Annotated in this window: 19 protein-coding genes; 6 read left to right on the top strand and 13 right to left on the bottom strand. The window is 55.1% G+C overall.

The window, feature by feature from the left end; translation table 11 throughout:
• Positions 1-10: 10 nt before the first annotated feature.
• On the bottom strand, positions 11-475 hold the full coding sequence (bfr, locus tag HMPREF2796_RS08105; RefSeq protein WP_023886537.1) for a bacterioferritin: 465 nt from the start codon (positions 473-475) through the stop codon (positions 11-13).
• A gap of 560 nt (positions 476-1,035) precedes the next feature.
• Positions 1,036-2,487, bottom strand: coding sequence for a metalloprotease TldD (tldD, locus tag HMPREF2796_RS08100; protein WP_070633469.1), 1,452 nt, complete (start codon positions 2,485-2,487; stop codon positions 1,036-1,038).
• Positions 2,488-2,931: 444 nt separating this feature from the next.
• Between tldD and fabI the strand changes: the two genes are divergently transcribed.
• The 5 genes from fabI (at position 2,932) to ribD (ending at position 8,558) form a co-directional block, all read left to right on the top strand.
• Positions 2,932-3,720, top strand: a complete 789-nt coding sequence (gene fabI / locus HMPREF2796_RS08095) for an enoyl-ACP reductase FabI (protein ID WP_003822686.1) — start codon at positions 2,932-2,934, stop codon at positions 3,718-3,720.
• Positions 3,721-3,887: 167 nt separating this feature from the next.
• Positions 3,888-5,516, top strand: a complete 1,629-nt coding sequence (locus HMPREF2796_RS08090) for a YdgA family protein (RefSeq protein ID WP_070632746.1) — start codon at positions 3,888-3,890, stop codon at positions 5,514-5,516.
• A 66-nt stretch (positions 5,517-5,582) separates the two neighbouring features.
• Positions 5,583-5,978 carry a GCN5 family acetyltransferase gene (locus HMPREF2796_RS08085; protein WP_070632744.1) on the top strand — a complete coding sequence of 132 codons (396 nt, stop codon included), beginning with the start codon at positions 5,583-5,585 and terminating at the stop codon, positions 5,976-5,978.
• A gap of 283 nt (positions 5,979-6,261) precedes the next feature.
• The gene (gene ruvB / locus HMPREF2796_RS08080) at positions 6,262-7,293 is read left to right on the top strand and encodes a Holliday junction branch migration DNA helicase RuvB (protein WP_070632742.1); all 1,032 of its coding nucleotides are present in this window, start codon (positions 6,262-6,264) and stop codon (positions 7,291-7,293) included.
• 170 nt (positions 7,294-7,463) lie between these two features.
• Complete coding sequence (gene ribD / locus HMPREF2796_RS08075; protein ID WP_070632740.1) at positions 7,464-8,558, top strand: bifunctional diaminohydroxyphosphoribosylaminopyrimidine deaminase/5-amino-6-(5-phosphoribosylamino)uracil reductase RibD; 1,095 nt, start codon at positions 7,464-7,466, stop codon at positions 8,556-8,558.
• A 232-nt stretch (positions 8,559-8,790) separates the two neighbouring features.
• Here the strand turns inward: ribD and HMPREF2796_RS08070 are convergent, their stop codons facing one another.
• The 9 genes from HMPREF2796_RS08070 to HMPREF2796_RS08030 form a co-directional block, all read right to left on the bottom strand.
• Positions 8,791-9,654, bottom strand: a complete 864-nt coding sequence (locus HMPREF2796_RS08070; protein ID WP_070633468.1) for an NAD-dependent epimerase/dehydratase family protein — start codon at positions 9,652-9,654, stop codon at positions 8,791-8,793.
• A 100-nt stretch (positions 9,655-9,754) separates the two neighbouring features.
• Positions 9,755-10,351 (bottom strand): DUF393 domain-containing protein, encoded by a 597-nt coding sequence (locus tag HMPREF2796_RS11705; protein ID WP_246826846.1) that lies wholly within the window; start codon positions 10,349-10,351, stop codon positions 9,755-9,757.
• A gap of 22 nt (positions 10,352-10,373) precedes the next feature.
• Positions 10,374-10,787: a hypothetical protein gene (locus HMPREF2796_RS08060; protein ID WP_070632738.1), complete on the bottom strand. Its 414-nt coding sequence runs from the start codon at positions 10,785-10,787 to the stop codon at positions 10,374-10,376.
• A gap of 58 nt (positions 10,788-10,845) precedes the next feature.
• Entirely contained in the window at positions 10,846-11,328 is a 483-nt protein-coding gene (locus HMPREF2796_RS08055) for a DUF2269 family protein (protein WP_070632736.1), read from the bottom strand.
• A 9-nt stretch (positions 11,329-11,337) separates the two neighbouring features.
• Positions 11,338-11,700, bottom strand: a complete 363-nt coding sequence (locus tag HMPREF2796_RS08050) for a DoxX-like family protein (RefSeq protein ID WP_070633466.1) — start codon at positions 11,698-11,700, stop codon at positions 11,338-11,340.
• Positions 11,701-12,073: 373 nt separating this feature from the next.
• Complete coding sequence (locus tag HMPREF2796_RS08045; RefSeq protein WP_070632734.1) at positions 12,074-12,592, bottom strand: GbsR/MarR family transcriptional regulator; 519 nt, start codon at positions 12,590-12,592, stop codon at positions 12,074-12,076.
• A gap of 152 nt (positions 12,593-12,744) precedes the next feature.
• On the bottom strand, positions 12,745-13,533 hold the full coding sequence (locus tag HMPREF2796_RS08040) for a competence/damage-inducible protein A (RefSeq protein WP_070632732.1): 789 nt from the start codon (positions 13,531-13,533) through the stop codon (positions 12,745-12,747).
• A gap of 140 nt (positions 13,534-13,673) precedes the next feature.
• Positions 13,674-14,270, bottom strand: a complete 597-nt coding sequence (locus HMPREF2796_RS08035) for a hypothetical protein (RefSeq protein WP_070632730.1) — start codon at positions 14,268-14,270, stop codon at positions 13,674-13,676.
• Positions 14,271-14,307: 37 nt separating this feature from the next.
• Entirely contained in the window at positions 14,308-14,955 is a 648-nt protein-coding gene (locus HMPREF2796_RS08030; protein WP_070632728.1) for an HAD family hydrolase, read from the bottom strand.
• A gap of 259 nt (positions 14,956-15,214) precedes the next feature.
• Here HMPREF2796_RS08030 and lolA point away from each other — a divergent pair, with 259 nt between their 5' ends.
• Positions 15,215-15,832: an outer membrane lipoprotein periplasmic chaperone LolA gene (gene lolA / locus HMPREF2796_RS08025; protein ID WP_070632726.1), complete on the top strand. Its 618-nt coding sequence runs from the start codon at positions 15,215-15,217 to the stop codon at positions 15,830-15,832.
• A gap of 111 nt (positions 15,833-15,943) precedes the next feature.
• Here lolA and HMPREF2796_RS08020 read toward each other — a convergent pair whose 3' ends face one another.
• Positions 15,944-17,599, bottom strand: coding sequence for a tetratricopeptide repeat protein (locus HMPREF2796_RS08020; protein ID WP_070632724.1), 1,656 nt, complete (start codon positions 17,597-17,599; stop codon positions 15,944-15,946).
• Between the two features lie 45 nt (positions 17,600-17,644).
• Positions 17,645-20,443, bottom strand: a complete 2,799-nt coding sequence (gene polA, locus HMPREF2796_RS08015) for a DNA polymerase I (protein ID WP_070632721.1) — start codon at positions 20,441-20,443, stop codon at positions 17,645-17,647.
• Positions 20,444-20,545 lie beyond the last annotated feature (102 nt).

Below are 20,545 nucleotides of genomic sequence, written 5' to 3'. Positions count from 1 at the left end.
CCTTTCTGTATTACAGCTGGCTTTGCAGATAATTCTGCTCGCCAACGAGGTCGATAAGGCGCAGCTGTTGTTCGAGCCAGTGGGCGTGATCTTCTTCAGTGTCTTTGAGCTGATTGATCAGCAAATCACGGGTTACATAGTCTTGCTTTTCTTCGCACAATTTGATGCCGTGTTTGAGGTTTTCGCGTACTTCGTATTCGGTATCCAAATCGAATTGCAGCATTTCGCGCACATTACGACCGATGCGCACGGGAGCGGGCACCATCTGTGGTGTGCCGCCGAGCATCAGGATGCGGCGGATGAAATCGGCGGCGTGGCCAGTTTCGTCTTCCATTTCGTGGCCGATGCGTGCGAAGAGCTTGGTGTAGCCCCATTCGTCGTACATGCGGGAGTGGATGAAATATTGATCGCGGGCGGCAAGTTCGCCAGCCAAGAGTTGGTTCATGTAGTCGATAACTTCTTTGTTGCCTTGCATTGTTTTGCTCCTGTGAATAAATAGAATGATGCGTGTAATGGCAGCAGTAATATATGCTGCCGTTTCAACTTGGTGGATTATACGCAGCTTAATGCGAAAATTCTCATATCGCGCTTATTAATGCGAATAATTATCCTGAAAAGTAAGCGATTTCTTTTTAGTGTGCAGCAGAGAATTTCAGGAAAATAAAATGGTTAGGCAGCTTAGTTTAGCCAAGTGAATCTGCCAATGATTATCAGTGGATAAAATATTTACTTTTCTTTGCACTTAATAGTGTGTTTTTTAGGAATTTCATTAGAAACATTGGCTTGTGTGCGTATGATAACTATTGCTATTTCATTGGGCGCAACGGGCTATTTGCTGGTCTTACCTTCTGTATTGGTAAAGGCTACCTGAAAATGGGTCCCTGCGAGGAAAACAGTTTTCAGGTAGCCTTTTGGTTTTGAAACTTGGATTAAATACATCTTCATACCAAGCGATGATGCACTAACAGTACAAAAGCAAGATACAACAAAGGCTACCTGAAACCCTCTTTCAGGTAGCCTTTGCCGACAAGTCTATCAAGCGGTTTCGCTGCCGCCGACAGTTAAGCCGGCATCGATACGCAGCGTGGGCTGCCCCACGCCCACGGGCACACTCTGGCCTTCTTTACCGCACACGCCGATGCCGCTGTCGAGCGCCATGTCGTTGCCGATCATGCTCACATGTTTGAGTACTTCCGGCCCGCTGCCGATGATGGTAGCGCCTTTCACGGGGTATTGCAGCTTGCCGTTTTCCACCCACCACGCTTCGGAGGCGCTGAACACGAATTTGCCGCTGGTAATGTCCACTTGTCCACCGCCGAAGTTCACGGCATACAGGCCTTTTTCAATCGAGGCAATGATTTCTTCCGGCTCGCGGTTGCCGTTTTGCATGAAAGTATTGGTCATGCGCGGCATGGGTGCGGCAGCATAGCTTTCGCGGCGACCGTTGCCGGTTACTGCCATGCCCATCAAACGGGCGTTGGTTTCGTCTTGCAGGTAGCCGGCCAGGATACCGTCTTCAATCAATACGGTTCGGCGGGTGGCATTGCCTTCGTCGTCCAGATTGAGCGAGCCGCGCCGCTGCTCGATATTGCCTTGATCCACCACGGTTACGCCTTTAGCAGCCACCCGTTCGCCCAAACGGTCGGCAAACGCGCTGGTGCCTTTGCGGTTGAAATCACCTTCCAGCCCGTGCCCCACGGCTTCGTGCAGCAGCACGCCCGGCCAGCCGCTGCCGAGCACCACGGTCATGCTGCCGGCGGGCGCGGGGCGCGATTCCAGGTTGACTAAGGCCTGTTTTACCGCCGCCTCCACATAGCTGCGCAGCCGCTCTTCGCTGAAATAATCCAGCCCGTGCCGACCTCCACCGCCAAAGCTGCCCACTTCGCGCCGCTCGCCCTGCTTGGCGACTACGGTAATGCTCAGGCGCACCAGCGGGCGGATATCGGCAGCGGTGATGCCGTCCAACCGCGCCAGATAGATTAAATCGTGTTCGCAAGTCAGCCCGGCCATCACTTGTACAATTCGCGGATCAGCAGCTTTGGCCAGTTGCTCCACATGGTTGAGCAGCGCCACTTTGGCGGCGGAATCTAAGCCGTGAATCGGATTATCCGGCGTATAGAGTGCAAGCTGCTGGCGGCCAGCTGAACCAGCCAGCTTAACCTGCCGCTCCTGCCCCGCCGCGCCGATGGTGCGTACCGCTTCTGCCGCCTGCCGCAATACGGCCGGGCTTAGGCTGTCGGCATAGGCAAACGCCGTTTTCTCGCCCGACACCGCCCGCACGCCCACACCTTGATCAATCTGAAAACTGCCGGATTTCACCATACCCTCTTCCAAATGCCAGCTTTCATAAGCGGTGCGCTGGCAGTAGATGTCGGCATAGTCTACTTGATGGGCGGAAATGGCAGATAAAGCACGGGCGATTTCGTCTGTGCCCAGTTGGTTGGCGTGCAGCAGTTGTGCGGAAACGGTGGAGTGCGCTGTGTTCATGGCGTTAAAGGATTGAAAACGAAAGTCGGGCGGCATTATATAACGGCTGGTCAGTTGCTCGTATTGCCTGTTGCTAGGATTGTGAAAATAAATCGCATCCATGCGTATTGATAAAAATATTTTCTATTTAAATATTGATAACAATTATCGTTTGTGTATAATAGCCATACCCCTCTCTTATGGGGCATAGCTGAAGAAGCTATATCTACCCAATTCCACAGGAGTGCGCCTAGCGAAACCAATTGCTTAACATCCCAATACTCAAAACCGAAAAGTTGAAGCCCGCTGCCGAAAACAGCGGGTTTCGGCTGTTTGCAGCACACGCAAAACAGCGCCGGATTTACTCTGGCACCTTAAATTAAGCTATAATGCCCCGCTTTTGGGCGCAGGCTACCTGAAAACCAAACAGCCTGCACACAGACAACTTCCCCGAGGATAAGAAAAATGGGCTTTTTGCAAGGCAAAAAAATCCTGATTACCGGCATGATTTCCGAGCGTTCCATTGCCTACGGTATCGCCAAAGCCTGCCGTGAACAAGGTGCTGAGCTGGCGTTTACCTATGTGGTAGACAAATTGGAAGAGCGCGTGCGCAAAATGGCGGCCGACTTCGGCTCCGATTTGGTATTCCGCTGCGATGTGCAAAATGATGCTGAAATTGAACAAGTATTTGCCGACCTGGGCAAAAAATGGGATGGTCTCGACGGCCTGGTGCACGCTATCGCTTTCTCGCCCAAAGAAGCCCTCAGCGGCGACTTCTTAGACAGCATCAGCCGAGAAGCCTTTGAAATTTCACACGACGTTTCCGCCTACAGCCTGCCTGCGCTGGCCAAGGCCGCCCGCCCGATGATGCGCAACCGCAACAGCGCCATCCTTGCGCTCACCTATCTGGGTGCTGTGCGTGCCATACCCAACTACAACGTAATGGGCATGGCAAAAGCCAGCTTGGAAGCCGCTATCCGCTTCACCGCCGCCTGCGTCGGCCCCGAAGGCATCCGCTGCAACGGCATCTCTGCCGGCCCGATTAAAACCCTGGCTGCCGCCGGCATCGCTGATTTCGGCCGCCTGCTCAACCACGTTGCTTCGCAAAACCCGCTACGCCGCAACGTAACCATCGAAGAAGTGGGCAACACCGCCGCCTTCCTGCTGTCCGACCTATCCTCCGGCATCACCGGCGAAATCACCTACGTGGACGGCGGCTACAGCATCAACGCCCTAAGCGGCACCGGCGCCTAATTTACTGTCCGTTTTAGCCCGTTAAGGGCACACAGGCTACCTGAAAACAATTTTAACGAAAGTAAAAATCCGTTTTCAGGTAGCCTCTTGCTTGCCCAGCACCAAGACAGTGCCCCGTTTTGGTGTTATCCTTGCGCTTTCCTAATATCACGCATTTTGGTTGTTGCATGAAAAAACTCCTTTGGCTGTTCTCCGGCCTCATCCTGCTGCTGGCCGCCCTATTCCTCGGTGCGCCCTACTATCTCGGCATCAAAGCCGAACAAAGCCTGAACAAACAGCATGAAATCCTAAGCCACACATCCTTCTTGCAAGTCGAATCCCGCCGCTACGAGCGCGGCTGGTTCAGTTCGCACGAAACCACCGTGGTGCGCTTCAAACCCACCTTCCTCGCGCAGCTGCAAGACAAACTGCCCGACAACATCAAAACCATCCTCACCCAGCCCATCACGCTGGAAAGCAACATCAAACACAGCCTGTTTGCCAACGGCAGCATGCCTGTGCGCGCCGTGGTAGACACCGAATTCGTTTTTCAGCCCGAAAGCCGTGAAATACTGCAGCGCTTCTTCGGCAGCCAAGCCCCTGCCAGCCTGCGCAACGTGATCCAACTCAACGGCAACGGCCGCCTCACTTGGCAGGTGCCCGCCTTCAAATACCAAGAGCTCTCCGGCATCGCCATCAACTGGCAAGGCCTCGAAGGCAGCACCGACTACGCCAAATACTTCACCGAATACCAAAGCAGCCTGAATAACCCCGGCCTTACCATCACACTGGCCGATAAAGGCAGCGTTTCCTACAAAAACCTCCAGCTGCACACCGAAACCCGCGAAGGCAGCCACAACCTTGCCTTGGGCAGCAGCAAGCTCACTCTCGGCCAGGTGGAAGTGGAGTGGAAAGACAGCATTAACTACGATATCCGCCTCAATGATGTGCTGAACATGGTGTCCGACCTGCAAATCGGCAGCTTCATCAACCCCTACGGTCAAGTGCCGCCTGCCAAAATCGCCCTCAACGATCTGCAAATCGAAACCCGCATGGATCAAGACGGCCGCTGGGTGAACACCGAAGGTAAATTCGGTTTCGCCAAGCTCAACTACGGCAGCGACAACTACGGCCCGCTGGCCATCCACGTGAGCGCCGAACACCTCGATGCCGAAAGCCTCGCCGCACTCAAAACCCGCCGCGACCAGCTCATCACCCAGCGCCTCAGCGACGAGCAAATGCGCGAAGCCCTGCTTGCCTCCCTGCGCAATGAAGCCGCCGGCCTGTTCACCAACGATCCCGTTATCCGGCTCAAACAGTTCGACCTCACCACCCCGCAAGGCATGATCAGCGGCAACGGCGAACTCAAATTCAGCGGCCTCACCGCTGCCGATTTGAACGATATCGACAATCTGCTCGCCAAAACCGACGCCGATTTCCACATTGCCGCGCCGCAGCAAGTGATCGAACGGCTCACCGCCGCCCAGGCCAAAAACTACATCAGCGTCGATCCTTCACTACCCGATGCCGACCACGAAATCAAAGAAGCCGTGCGCCTGTGGCTCGACAGCGTGCTCGAAAGCATGGCGCGGCAAGGCTACCTGAAAATCGACGGCAACCAAATTGTGAGCACCCACATCGTCGTGCGCAACAAAACCTTCAGCATGAACGGCAAGCGCATCGAATCGCAGGCCGATGAAAACCTGTTGCCCGACAGCTCCCTGCCCACCGATTCCAGTGCCCCGGCTACCCCGGCATCCGCCCCTGCCGCCGCCTTGGCTGCTTCCGCCCCGCCGAAGGGCGCATCTGCTCCCTAGCCCAGCAACAGAAGGCTGCCATTTCAGGTAGCCTTCTGATTATTTTCCCAACAAGCGCCGCACAAAATGAGCCAGCCGCCCTACCCGCCCGCCGCCTATCCGAAAAAAGTAGGCACCTACCCTGCCCACTGCCATTCCGGCGGCGGCTATTTCTACGACGACGTGCTCGAATACCGCGTATGGTGCCATCCCGAGCGCGGTGCCCCCGATTTATATGAAGGCGACGACTACTTCCATGCCTTCGCCACCCATGCCGAAGCCCTCGCCTTTTCCCAGCAACAACCCGGCATCGAAGCCCCGCTCGTCCTCGTCCGCCAGCAAGAATATATCGACGAACCCCAGCCCGGCACCTTCATCCGCCGCACCGGCGAACGCATCACCGAATGGCTGCCGGAATGGCTGGAAAATAGCCTGCGCCAGCCCGGCTCAATCGAAGCTTTCCTCGCCCAACAGGCTACCTGAAAGCAAACGAACTGAGCTCCGGCAAGGCAAACGGCAAGCCCGAACAAATTTCGCTAACATGCAACCGGACACAGCAATATAATTTTCAGGTAGCTCACCTGCTTCTCCCCCGCCTTCCCAAAAGGCTACCTGAAAACGGAGCAAAGCGGAGTTTCTGCGAAGCTAAAACGAAGCGAAGTTCCTGCGAAACTAATTGTCAAAACCAAGGCAGCGCTGCTGTAAAGACTAAAAAAACCGCAACCAAATTAACCCACTAAGGCTACCTAAAACCCCCTTCCCCATCATGCTCCACACCGATTCCCTCACCGCCGCCGAACCCGAACGCCTCATTACCGCCCGCCAGATTTCCAGCCAGGAAGAACAGCTCGAACGCGCCCTGCGCCCCAAAACCCTCGCCGACTACATCGGCCAGGCCAAAACCAAAGAGCAGCTCGGCATCTTCATCCAAGCCGCCAAAAAGCGCGGCGAAGCCCTCGACCACACCCTCCTGTTCGGCCCGCCCGGCCTGGGCAAAACCACCCTCGCCCACATCATCGCCAAAGAACTCGGTGTCAACCTGCGCCAAACCAGCGGCCCCGTGCTCGAGCGCGCCGGCGACCTCGCCGCCCTGCTCACCAACCTCGAGCCGCACGACGTACTCTTCATCGACGAAATCCACCGCCTCAGCCCCGTGGTGGAAGAAATCCTCTACCCCGCCCTCGAAGACTACCAGCTCGACATCATGATCGGCGAAGGCCCCGCCGCCCGCAGCGTGAAAATCGACCTGCCCCCCTTCACCCTCGTCGGCGCCACTACCCGCGCCGGCATGCTTACCAACCCCCTGCGCGACCGCTTCGGCATCGTCTCCCGCCTCGAGTTTTACAGCAGCGCCGACCTCGCCACCATCGTTTCCCGCTCCGCCAGCCTGCTGCAAATGAGCCTGGCCGACAACGGCGCACTCGAAATCGCCCGCCGCAGCCGCGGCACCCCGCGCATCGCCAACCGCCTGCTGCGCCGCGTGCGCGACTACGCCGAAGTGAAAAGCAACGGCCGCGTGGATGCTGCCCTGGCCGATGCCGCCCTGCAAATGCTCGATGTGGATAACGAAGGCCTCGACATGATGGACCGCAAATTCCTCGAAGCCGTGCTGCACAAATTTGCCGGCGGCCCCGTCGGCCTCGATAACATCGCTGCCGCCATCGGCGAAAGCCCCGACACCATCGAAGACGTCATCGAGCCCTATCTCATCCAGCAAGGCTTCCTCCAGCGCACCCCGCGCGGCCGCGTCGCCACCGAGCGCAGCTACAGCCACTTCGGCCTGCCGTTTCAGCCTTGAAGGCTACCTGAAAGCATCGGCATCTTGTTAGCTTCGTAGAAACTTCGCTTTGCTTCGTTTTAGCTTCGCAGAAACTCCGCTTCGCTTCGTTTTCAGGTAGCCTTTCTTGCCGTTTAAAGGCTACCTGAAAACCTTATTTACCCCGTTTCCCTATCCGCCCCTTACTCAAAATGCCCCAATTTTCCCCCGCCGACCACGCCCTGATGCAGCAAGCCATTGCCCTTGCCTGGCAAGGTCGTTTTTCCACTTCGCCCAATCCGCGCGTCGGCTGTGTGATTGCCCAGGGCGGGCAGATTGTCGGCCAAGGTTTCCACCTCAAGGCCGGCGAACCGCATGCCGAAGTGCACGCCCTGCGCCAGGCCGGCAGCGCCGCGCAAGGCGCCACCGCCTACGTTACCCTCGAACCCTGCGCCCACCACGGCCGTACTCCGCCCTGCGCCGAAGCCCTGATCCGCGCCGGCGTGCGCCGCATGGTGGCCGCTATGCAAGACCCCAACCCCCTGGTGGCGGGCAAAGGGCTGGCCATGCTTGAAGCCGCCGGCATTCAGGTAGCCTGCGGCCTGATGGAACGCGAAGCGCGGCAGCTCAACCGCGGCTTCCTCTCTCGCATCGAACGCGGCCGCCCGTTTGTAAAGCTGAAAACCGCTGCCAGCCTCGACGGCAAAACCGCGCTTGCCAACGGCCAAAGCCAATGGATTACCGGCGAAGCCGCGCGGCACGACGTGCAAATCCAGCGCGCCGAAAGCTGCGCCGTGCTCACCGGCATCGGCACCGCCCTGGCCGACAACCCGCGCCTCACCGTGCGCGATTTCCCCACCCTGCGTCCCCCGCTGCGCGTGCTGCTCGACAGCCGCCTGCGCCTACCCGCTGGCAGCCATCTGCTCGACGGCAGCGCTCCCACGCTCATCTACACCTTGTTCGACCGCCCTGCACCCGCCGGAGCGGCTGAAATCTGCCGTTTGGAGGCTGATGCCCAAGGCCGCCTCAGCCTGCATGCCGTGCTGGCCGATTTGGCCGCCCGTGGTATCGGCGAGCTGATGCTGGAAGCCGGTGCTACGCTGGGCAGCGCGTTTTTGGCACAGGATTTGGTGGACGAAATCGTCTGCTATCAAGCGCCCAAGCTGCTCGGCGGCGCCCAATCGCCCACTCTGTTCAGGCTACCTGAAAACCCCGCCGCCCTCAGCCGCGAGCCTGATTGGCACACCGTGGGCATCGAGCAGCTGGGCGACGACATCAAATGGGTGCTGCAACGGCGGCGCGGCTGAAACGCCCAGGTACCTTTGTCGCCCTCTGGTTTCCATCCTTGCCAGCTAGGCAAACCTGTCACTGGTTTCGCTGCCAAATCACTCCACCACCTGCGGAGGAAGAACAGATTGGCGCACAAAATAGCTTGCCTATCATTCTTCTCTAAGGCTACCTAAAAGCGCTAAGAGGCTACCTGAAAAAGGATTTTCCACTTTTCAGGTAGCCTCTTTGGCTTGCAGCACAAGCTCGGTGCTATGCGCCAATATCTTCTGCTGCCGCAAACTGTTCTGCCGCCAACGGCGGGCGGCCGAGCAGCTCGGCGAAGGGCCGGCTATCGGCGCAAGAGCCTTGTTGCAGCAAGGTAAAACTATCCGGGCTGACGATGCCGTTACTGAACAGTTTGGCCAGCGGCAGCACCGGGCGCAGCAATGGCAGCGGTATCGGTAGCACGCGCTGGGCTGGCTTGCGGTGTAGGGTTTGGCGCAGGATGTTAAGGTATTGTGCCAGCGTGAGCGAGCGGCTGCCCGTCATATTGAGCACCGTACCGTGCGGCAGGCTGCAGGTGAATAAATCAGCCAAGCCCTGTGCTACATCGGCAACATGGACGGGCTGCACATCGAAGCGGCTGCCGTTGGGCAAAGCGATAAGAGGCAGGTTGGCGAGGCGGATAAACAGCTCGCAGCTCGCGCCGCCGCGACCATACACGAGCGATGGGCGGGCAAGTAGCACGCGCATGCCGTGTACCGCGCCAATTTGGCATACGGCTTCGTCGCCGCGCCCTTTGCTGCCGACAAAATGCACGGCGTGTTTCGGGTCGGCGCCCAACGCGGAAAGCTGCACCCAATGCCGCACGCCCTGCTCCGCCGCAATTTTGGCCAACAGCGCGGGTGTGCGGTGATGCACGGTTTCCAGCACGTTTTCATGGCGGCTCATCACGCCGATGCAGTTGAACACGGCATCCGCGCCGCGCAGAATTTCGCGGGCGGCGGCTTCGTTCGGCTGCAAATAATCGAATTCGCGGCGGCTCGGGGTGCGCAGCGTGTGGCTGTGCGCACGCAGGATTTGGGCAACACGGCGGCCGATAAAGCCGCTTGCGCCGAAGAGGACGATGTTCATCATGTCTTAATTTCTTTGGATGAAATCTTTCAGGTAGCCTTTTGTGCGGGCAAGAGGTGGATTTTCAGGTAGCCATTGTTTCAGGCTACCTGAAAGCGTTTTAATACCGCATCAGCAAACGGCGCGCCGTAGCGTTTTGTCGGCGGCAGTAGGCCTGTTTGCGCTGCGGGTTGCGGCTGAAGGCGCGAGCCTCGGCAGCAGGGCCTTCCACATAGGCGTTCAGCTCGGCTTGCACCCGTGCGGCATCGGCGGCATAGCGGGTTTCCAGCAGGCTGTTGCAACGCGCTACTTGGCGCAGGTGGTTTTCAAATTTATGTTGCGGAATGTTTCCTGCAGAGGCATCAGGCGGGCAAGGCATGGTAAATACCATGATTTCCATATTGTCTTTAAGCACTTGGCGGCAGCGTGCCAGCTCCTGGCTTTCGGCAACGGCCTGTGTGGCGAGGGGCAGGAGCAGCATGGATAGCCAATATTTTTTCATTTTTTTCGTCCTTTCTTTCAGTGGGATTCGGCATACGCCACCTTCGCATTCGGGGTGCGGCAGCAGCCATTTGGGAAATTGGTAACGGTAGCGGGCGAACCACGGATAAAGCCGGTCGGCCAGTTTGTTTAACAGCGGCAAATTCGCCAGTTTCACCAAGGCAAAACCTTGATAGCCTTTGTACATTTTGCGTACGGCGGCCATTTTTTGCAGCATCACTCGGCACAGGGGTAAAATCTTATCCTTTTGATGTTTCAGTCGGTATGTTACAGCCTATTTCAGGCTTCACGCCCTCAAAACCGCTGCGTTGCAGCACCTGAATCTGTTTGCGTACCAAATAGGCCAATACCAGCAGCAAACTCACGCCGCCAAACACGGCCCAGCGCAGGGCGTAAAGCAGGTTATCTGCCAAACTGCGCTCGAAATTCGGCGCAAATAGCAGTACGCACAACAGCGGCGTAAACAGGGTTAGGCTCAAATACAGCCGCTGCCAAAAAATACCGCTGATTTCCTTCACTTCATCGCGCGGGTCATTACATAAAAACGCTAGTACCCGCCGCAAAGACACACCTAAAACCAGCCAGCACACCAGGCTCACCGTTAAAGACACCATCACCAAAAGCAACATCACAGATAAAGTATGCATCATCATTCTCCATTTTCAGTTTAACAATCTTTTGTCGGGCACCTCCGCGGAGGCAAACCCACATCTACATCGGCTTCAACACCATCAGAAAATACATCACCACTGTGGCACAGAAGGCCGGGTAGCCCAGCATTTCCCACCAGAATTGATAGCGTTTGTAGCTGGCCGGCAGCGTATTTCCACCCGCCTTCCAAGCCGCAGCCGCCTGGCGCGCCATCTTGATTTGCAGCCACACTACCGGCAGCCAGCACACCCCGGCCAACGCATACAGCGCCAGCGTCCACTTCACCCACAGCCACGCCCCGTCCCACGTGAGCGGCATGCCTAAATGATGCAGCATCCACAAGCCCGAGAGCGGCTGGAAAATCACCGCCGGCGTGGTGAACCACCAATCCGCCTTCATCACCCATTTCGACACCACCGCCTGCGCCGCCACCGAGCCGGAACGGTTCGCCCAAAACAGATAAAACGCCGTGCCGAAGCCCGTGCCCACCATCAGCGTGGCCGAAATAATGTGCAGGGTTTTCACCACCATATAAGTATTCATGATTCACTCCTAATCATTGTTTCTAAACAAATAAAATAACACTGCCAAAATCGGCACATTCTTAACCAGCGGCGCAAATGGATGCAGCCACATTTCAGGCAGCCTGCACGCCACAATCACGCTGTAGCCCAGTACTACGGCAAATTGTGCCAGCCATATAAAACGGTAATTTCTGAATTTTGTGAAACATAAAATCCCAAAAAATACGTCTAAAGCCGATGAGGCATAAAACGCTACCGTCTGCCATTCTGCCGCAATACCTGCCCTTCCCAGTAAATCCAACGACATATCCGCTGCCGTCAGAGCAGGCTGTATCCCGCTCCAAAGCCATAAAAAACCCATCGAAAACCGCAACACGTCAAGCCGTTTCATTTTCAATCCTTTCGAACACACTATTCTGGCCAAGACCGCCGCGCTCACTGCGTCGTAGGGCACAGTTATCATGATTGCTGCCGGCAGCTAAAGGAATACCACCGCCGAAACCAGCACTCCGACCACCAGAGGCTGCCTCAAAGGCTACCAGCCGCCAGCTAGCAGAAATCCCTAACTACCCACGCCTTTGTAATGATGCAGGCTACCTGAAACTAGTTTATTTATTATTTCCTAAATTTCTGTCTATAGAGAAATAAAGATTCAAAAATTTAGCGGAATTATCCGCATAAATTTAAGAATTTACATCCCTCAGGCAAGGCTACCTGAAAATATCCGGTAATGTTTCAGGTGGCCTATTCACCTGCAAACTGTTTCAACGGAAAAATTTCTGAATGCCCGCGCCCAGCTTCAAAATCTTCACCATGGTGCCTGTGGAAAGTTTCAGCATTTCATTGGCCCAGATGGTGAGGGTGCCGATGAAATCGTTGGTTTGCCGGATTTTCTGCTGCACGGCCTCGTTTTCCTGCGCAAATTCCGGGCTGTCGATTAAGGTTTGCAAAAACTGCCGGGTGGGCTCGATTTCGCGCTGCATCCGCACTTCGGCAATGGTGCGGAATAGCGTCCACACGTCATCCGAAGTGGCGAAATGGTCGCGCCTGTCGCCCATGATGTGCACGGTGTGCACCAATAACATGCCTTGCAATTCTTTGATACTGTTGGAAACATTAGAGCGAGCCATGCCCAGTGTTTCGCAAATTTCTTCGGCATTCATCGGCCGCCCGATGATATACAGCAGCGCATGGATCTGCGCCACGCTACGGTTCACGCCCCATTTGGAGCCCATCTCGCCCCAATGCAGGATAAATTTTTCAGTGGTCGGATTCAGTCTCATAGTGCGGCAGAGTTTATTTGCATCTTTAATTTCTGTCAATACAGAAATTATGAAATATTTTTCAGGTAGCCTTTTATGGCCGTGTTTTAGCCATAAAAATTTCAGGTAGCCTCAATCATGCTAAAGGCTACCTGAAACTGTTTTCTTGCTGCTTACACGTCTTCCGGTGCCAGCTCAATCTGGGTGGCACCCTGCTCTTTCAAGCCGGCTTCGGCTTGCTGCCAGGCCTGGTTTAGCCATGCGCAGGCTTCGCCTTCGGCTTTGAGGCCGAACAGCAGGCGGTAGCGTTGCTGGGCGGTGGGAGTGGCGGGCAGGCTGAAGCTGCGGATGCCGGGATAGCGCTGTTCAATGTCAGCCATCAGGGTGCTGATGCGGGATTCGGGCAAATCGATCCAGGCGCTGATGCTGCGGCGTTCGGTTTGGTGTTGGAGATGGGCGTAGTATTCATCGAGCACCCAGGCAGCCATGGGCTGTGCCATCACGGGGAAGCCGGGAAGGAAGTAGTGTTCGCGGATGGAAAAGCCGGCGATGTTGTTGTAGGGATTGGGAATCAGGCTGCTGCCTTGGGGAAACTCGGCCATGCGCAGGCGGATTTGGTGGCCGTGGCTGTCGAGGCTGTCGCCGTGTTTGAGGGATACGGCTTCGATGTTGGCGGCGGCCTGCGGGTGCAGCGCCAGCGGCAGGCCGAGGGCTTCGGCAGCGGCTTGGCGGGTGTGGTCGTCGGGCGTGCTGCCGATGCCACCAGTAACGAATGTCGGCAGGCCTTCGGCAAAACTTTGGCGCAGGCGGTGGATGAGGATTTGGCGGTTGTCGGGCAGGTATTGCACGGAATCGAGCTGCAGGCCTCGCTCTTTGAGCAGCTGCTTGAAAAAGGCGAAGTGTTTGTCTTGGCGGCTACCATGCAGGATTTCGTCGCCAATGATGATGAGGGAAAAGGACATGAGTTTTCCTTAGGAAGGAAGGCTACCTGAAACTGTGAACGATGTTTTCAGGTAGCCTCTAGGCGAATAACAGGCTACCTGAAAACCTGATTGCTGCTTGAGTTTCTTTGCAGCCTACGCTTTCAGCCAGCCTTTGCTGCTCAATAGCTGGTGGCCGGCATCGGGCAATACTGGATGGACGCGGGGCGGGTGGGATGTACTTCGCCATTGGCCTGCGGCAGGATTTCCACTACAGCCACATCGCAGCCGTTTCCACCGCGTGAATACTGCACTTCATAATCTTTACCAGCCTGCGGGGTGAGGCTGGCGGCAAGTCGGCAACGGTTTACCTGGCTGGTGGTTTCACTGGAAAACGCGCCGTCGAGCACCAGCGCTTTGCCAGCGGGCACCACAAATTCTTTATACGACTCGCGGAACACCACGCCGGTATCGGCATTCACGGTGTTGCTGCGCTGAGTAGCAGGCATGCCCACCGAGAGGTTACGGATGCGGCGCGGCAGGCCGCCGGTGAAACGGGTATGACGACGGCGGCCTTGTTTTTCTGCCCATTGCTCGCAGGTGCTATTTGGAATCATGCGTACCACATCGCGGCCGTATTGGCCGTAGATGCGTAGTCTTGCTTGATTTTGCGCGTTATACGGCACTTCGCGGTGTACGATTTGCGATTTCTGCGACATAAAACAACCGCTTAAAGCCAGTGCAGCACAAATCGGCAGCAATAAACTGATTTTCTTCATAAGACGTTCTCCGTTGGGTAAAAGTCAAGCTATTCAGCTACAGCAAATCCAAAATCTGTCCGGGCACATCCAGCCGCGCATCGGCCGGCCATTCGTGCACCGGGTCGCTCTCGGCAATGTAGCCCCAGTTGGCCAAGGCCGTGGCCATCCCGGCGCTTTTGCCCGCCACCATATCGCGCTCGGCATCGCCCACATACAGGCAATGCTCCGGTGCAATACCGATTTGCCGACAGGCATGGTGCATCGGCAGCGTGCTGGGTTTGGATTCGGCACAAGTATCACCGCTCACCACCACCGCAGGCGGAGCAATAAAGCCCAGTTCGGGCACGAGCAGGCTGGTAAAACGGTGTGGCTTATTGGTGATGATGCCCCAGGCAATACTGCGGCGGGCGAGCTGCTCGAGCATGGGGTTGATGCCTTCAAACAACACGGTTTCATCGCAAAAACCGTGCTCGTATTCGGCCAAATATTCCTGCCGCCAGCGCGGGTGGTCGGGATGGCCTTTTTCAATGCCAGTGCCCAGCTTAATCAGATAGTTGGCGCCGTGGCTGGCCACCGGCCGGATTTGCGCCATCGGTACGGCAGGCAGGCCGTTTCTGGCCAAAAGGCGGTTGAGCGCGCCGCCCAAATCCAATGCAGTGTCGGCCAATGTGCCGTCTAAATCGAATAATACCGCTTGAATCATAAGGTTCTCCAAAGAAGGCGGTTGAAGGCTACCTGAAAAGTATCTGGCGCAACCTTTACCGCCGCTTACCACAGCCGCGAATTATAGCGCAGGAATAAAATCCGGTTAAAAATTTGCCACCCTACTCTGCCTAATACCTTGCTGTAGCGGAAAAATCCATTTGCTGCACCGTCTTTACAATTCCAACCGCCCTGCCCCGCCGCACCCAAGCTGGTACAATGCGCCGCATTCCGTTTTGATTCGCACATAAGGAAAAACGATGAAAACCCAAACCTTCCGCCTAGCTGCCGCAGCCGTTTTGGCTATGGCCATCGGTAACGCCCAAGCCGGCGGCATCGAAGCCCTGCAAAAATTCAACGCCGACACCGACGGCATCAGCGGCAGCTTCAGCCAAAGCGTGCAAAGCCGCAACAAAACCCGCAATGCCCAAGGCCGCTTCAGCATCCTGCGACCCGGCCTCTTCAAATGGGAATATACCAGCCCCTACAAACAAACCATCGTAGGTGACGGCAGCCACATTTGGCTCTACGACATTGATTTGGCGCAAATCACCAAAACCGCGCAAAACCAAGCCATCGGCGACAGCCCCGCCGCCATCCTCTCCAATAAAGACGCCCTCTCCGCCAGCTACACCCTGAAAGAAGACGGCTCCGCCGGCGGCATCGACTACGTTTTGGCCACGCCCAAACGCTCCAACGCCGGCTACCAATACATCCGCCTTGGTTTCAAAGGCGACGACCTTGCCGAAATGCGCCTGAAAGACAGCTTCGGCAACCAAACCACCATCAAGTTCAATAACTTGAATACACGCCCCAACCTCTCCCGCAGCCAATTCCGCTTCACCCCGCCGCAGGGTGTGGATGTATTGACGCAGTAAGAGCGGTTGAGTTTATCGGCATGAAAAAGAAAGGCTACCTGAAAATTTCAGGTAGCCTTTTTGGTAACTGATAAACCAAGCAGTAGTACATGGGTTATAAATGATAGCCTGCTATTCTTTCCTAATAGGGAGGTTAGCATTAATCGGCAACGACGAGCGGGAAACTTTAACTTTTGGATAATGCTTCCGCATTAAGTGCTGAAACACTTCCGCCTTGCGATTATTTCCGCTCTTTTCATAATTCGTCCCCAAAATCACTTCATCCACAATATCGCGTATATCGGCATAAGGCAGATAGACGGATTTTGTGGTTGGGCAATATTCGATTTTGTCCGAACCTATTTGTTCGATTTTCAACAGGCGGAACTCTTCCTCGTCGCGGAAAGCAAAATCTTTAAACAGATAGCGGATATATTCTAAAACCTTTCTGTCTTCATTTTTGATTTTATTAGAGTTCTTAATTAACTTCATTAACGCTGCTCTAAGCTCCTTAATACGGAATTTATGCCATTTTAGATTTTTCCCGACAGGCTTTAATCGAATACCGAATTTTGGTCTTCTTGCATCGGGTAGCCATATTGTGCATTTTTCCTTAGCAATATACTCATCGTAATAAGCGATATAAGCTACCTGATAAAGCGGCAGGTTATCATCTTCAAAATCTGAATTAGGTATATCTGCTTCTGCTAGCTGTTCACCTGAATATCCATCTCCCCCTTTTTTTACCATGCTACGGAATGAGGCAGAAACATCAGATTCCTTCAGCCAATTTCCCTCTTTATTAAATACCAAACAACAGCCCGATGCTTCTACGCTGTTTTCTTTGCCATACAGACGGAACTGGTTCAAATCGTTTACACGGCTGGAAAAACAGGTAAAAAAAGCATTATAGTCAGGACAATCGGCTTTATTTTCCAATTCTAAATCCTGCATATTCAGCAACTCCAACAGCCCTTCTCCTTCAGTCGGGTCATTCATGTAGGTGGAGCTGCCGATTCTCATCGGACTAACCTTGTTACTGTCAACAGGATCGTTATCATCGGCTTTATCATTAGTTTTATCGCTGACAATACCGAATAATCTTTCGCATACTGAAGGCGAAGTGTAATGAGAAAGTGGAATCGCCCCCAATTCGATAGGCGGAATATTTAAAACTGCCAGAATGGTGGAGATAGCATCATTTAAGCTATCTTCTTTATTTATAAATAATTTTTCCTGTATTCCCTGTTTTTTCTGTTCAAAATAACGTTCCCACTTTTCTTCTTGGAGAAAATAAGAGTCTCGTAATAATTCATTAATTCTCTTTTTTAACTTTTCTTCTTCAGATTTATCAATCAGTTGTGATAAACGACTATCAACAGATGAAAAACATCCCTCTGCTCGCTTGACCAATATTTTAGCTTGAGAAGTTTTTTTATCTTTAATTGCAAAGGCCTGTTCTAAATAACAACGACCCAGCCAACCTTCGGCATTGAGTTGTTGTTGAAGGCTGTTTTGTTCGTCTGTCAGTTGTTTGGCAAGCCTTAATTGCTGTTGGTGATGTTTAACTGCCTGCTCAAACAACTTAGCTGCTTCCTGTCCTTCGGCTTGCTTCGCCTGCTCCAAATAGCAGCGGCCTAACCCAGCTTGAATCTCATTTTGCTCTTGAATTTGGCTATTTTTATCTTCAATTCCATCTAAAGCCTGATTCAGCTTCTCAATCGCTTCGTCAAATTTTTTGTTTTTGAATAACTTTGCACCTTTGTTAATTAAACTCCAAACACTCATTCCTTTATCCCTTTCTCAAAACAATCGGTTAAACGCCGTACCATCTCAATGCGCCTCTTCCCAATTCATTCCCACGCCCACTTCAGCCACCAGCGGCACTTTCAACATTCCTTCGTCCACTTTCGCCATAATCTGCGGCAGTTTTTCTTTCACTAAATCCAGTTCGGCTTCTGGGACTTCCAGCACCAGTTCGTCATGCACCTGCATAATCAGTTTGCTTTGCAAGAGGTCGTCTGAAAGCCAGCGGGATACGTCTATCATGGCGCGTTTGATGAGGTCGGAGGCGGTGCCTTGCATGGGGGCGTTGATGGCGGCGCGTTCGGCTCCGGCGCGGGCGTTGGCGTTTTTGTTGCGGATGTCGGGCAGGTAGAGGCGGCGGCCGAACAGGGTTTCGACGAAGCCTTGCGCGGCGGCTTGTTCTTTGGTGCGCTGCATGTATTCGGCGACGCCGGGGTAGCGGGCGAAGTAGCGGTCGATGAAGGTTTTGGCGGACAGGTTGTCTATACCCAGCGATTTGGCGAGGCCGTATTGACCCATGCCGTAAATCAGGCCGAAGTTGATGGTTTTGGCGTAGCGGCGTTGTTCGGACGAGACGTTTTCGGAGGCGATGCCGAATACTTCGGCGGCGGTGCGGCGGTGTACGTCTTCGCCGTTTTGGAACGCGGCGATGAGGGTTTTGTCGCCGGAGAGGTGCGCCATGATGCGCAGCTCGATTTGGGAATAGTCGGCGGAAACGATGACGCTGCCTTGCGGTGCGGTGAAGGCGCGGCGCACGCGGCGGCCTTCGGCGGTGCGGATGGGGATGTTTTGCAGGTTGGGGTTGTTGCTGGCGAGGCGGCCGGTAATGGCGACTGCTTGGGCGTAGGTGGTATGCACGCGGCCGTCTTTGGGGGAAATCATTTCGGGCAGTTTGTCGGTGTAGGTGGATTTGAGCTTTGCCAGGCTGCGGTTTTGCAGAATGATTTTGGGCAGGGGGTAGTCGGGCGCGAGCTGTTCCAACACGGCTTCGTTGGTGGAAATGCCGCCTTTGGCGGTTTTTTTCAGGCCTTTGGTGGGGATGCCCATTTTGTCGAACAGGATTTCTTGCAGCTGTTTGGGCGAGTTGAGGTTGAACGGCTGGCCTGCGGCGGCATAGGCTTCTTGTTCGAGCTTCATCAGCTCGGCGCCGAGTTCCGCGCTTTGGCTGGCGAGTTCGGCGCGGTCGATTTGCACGCCGTTGCGCTCCATTTCAAACAATACTTGCGCGACGGGAAGCTCCATTTTTTCATACATTTCAAGCTGTTTGGCGTCCATTTGCGCGCGCAGGTGTGCTTCGAGGCGCAGGGCGAAATCGGCGTCTTGTGCGGCGTATTCGGTCGCTTGCTCGATGGCGACGTCGGCAAAACCGATTTGCTTCGCGCCTTTGCCGCACAGCGATTCGTAGGTAATGGTTTCCAAGCCCAGCCAGCGTTCGGACAATTCGTCCAAGCCGTGTCCGAGATGGCTCTCGATGATGTAGGAAGCGAGCATGGCGTCGCCGGCAATGCCGTTCAGGGCGATGCCGTAGTTGGCGAAAACGTGTTGGTCGTATTTGAGGTTTTGCCCTATTTTTTTCAGTTCGGGGTTTTCCAAATGCGGTTTCAGACGACCTAATACGTCTTGCAAATCAAGTTGTTCGGGCGCGGCGGTCAGACTGTGTCCTACGGGGATGTAAACTGCTTCGCCTGCCTGGAACGCGATGCTGATGCCGACCAGCGCGGCGTTCATCGCGTCTAGGGACGTGGTTTCCGTATCGATGCCGATTGTGTCCGCCTGCGACAGTCTGTCTAACAAAGCGGCAAACTGCGCTTCAGTGGTAACGGCTTGATAATCCAGCTTTTCGGGGGCGGGGGCATGTTCTATGATTTTTTCAGACGACGTTCCGCCATTTTCAGGTAGCCCCAACGCCGCCTGTTCGCCTATCGTATCGCTGCCGAACAAATCGCCGTCCGCCGCTTCGTGCATACGGCTTTCCGCTTCTTTCAACCAAGTGCGGAAGCCCCAGCGTTTGAAATCGACCGCAAGCTGCGACCATTTCGGCGAAGTACGGCGCAGGCTTTCGAGGCCGTCTGAAAGCTCCGCGTGCAAGTCCACATCGGTTTTAATCGTCACCAAATCATACGACAGCGGCAGTTGGGGCAGCGCGGCTTGCAGGTTTTCGCCGACCTTACCTTTGATTTCCGCAGCGTGTTCCATCACACCGGCCAGCGAGCCGTAGGATTCCAGCCACTTCACCGCCGTTTTGGGACCGCACTTCTCCACGCCCGGCACGTTGTCCACCTTGTCACCCATCAGCGCGAGATAATCGCGGATTTGGTCGGGGCGCACGCCGAATTTCGCCTTCACGCCTTCAATGTCCAGCGTTTCGCCGCTCATCGTGTTCACCAGCGTCACGCGATCGTTCACCAACTGCGCCATGTCCTTATCGCCGGTCGACACCACCACATTCCAACCCGCTTCGCCGGCCATCGCCGCCAGCGTGCCGATAACATCATCCGCTTCGACTTGCGGAATCACCAGCACCGGCCAGCCCATCAGCCGCACCAAATCCGGCAAGGCTTCCGCCTGCGGGCGCAAATCGTCCGGCATCGGCGGACGCGTCGCCTTGTAGTCGGGGAACATCTCGTGGCGGAAATTCTTGCCCTTCGCATCAAACACCACCGCGCAATAATCGTGCACATAATCCGCCCGCAGACGACGCAGCATATTCAACACGCCATAAAGCGCACCCGTCGGCGCACCGTCAGGCGCGGTCAATTGCGCCATTGCGTGATAAGCGCGGTAAAGATAAGAAGAGCCGTCAACGAGGAGGAGGGTTTTGCGCATTTGGGCAACCGTTTGTGTGGAATAAAAACAGTGGGATTATAGCGCACAATAAGCAGGCTACCTGAAAGCCAGCCAAAACCGAGCGGCAAATTGCCGCTAGCC

Source organism: Eikenella sp. HMSC071B05 (genome assembly GCF_001811325.1).
In the GTDB taxonomy this organism is placed as follows: Bacteria; Pseudomonadota; Gammaproteobacteria; order Burkholderiales; family Neisseriaceae; genus Eikenella; species Eikenella corrodens.
The sequence above is the reverse complement of the archived record's forward strand: the minus strand, read 5'-3'. Positions and strand labels throughout refer to the sequence as shown.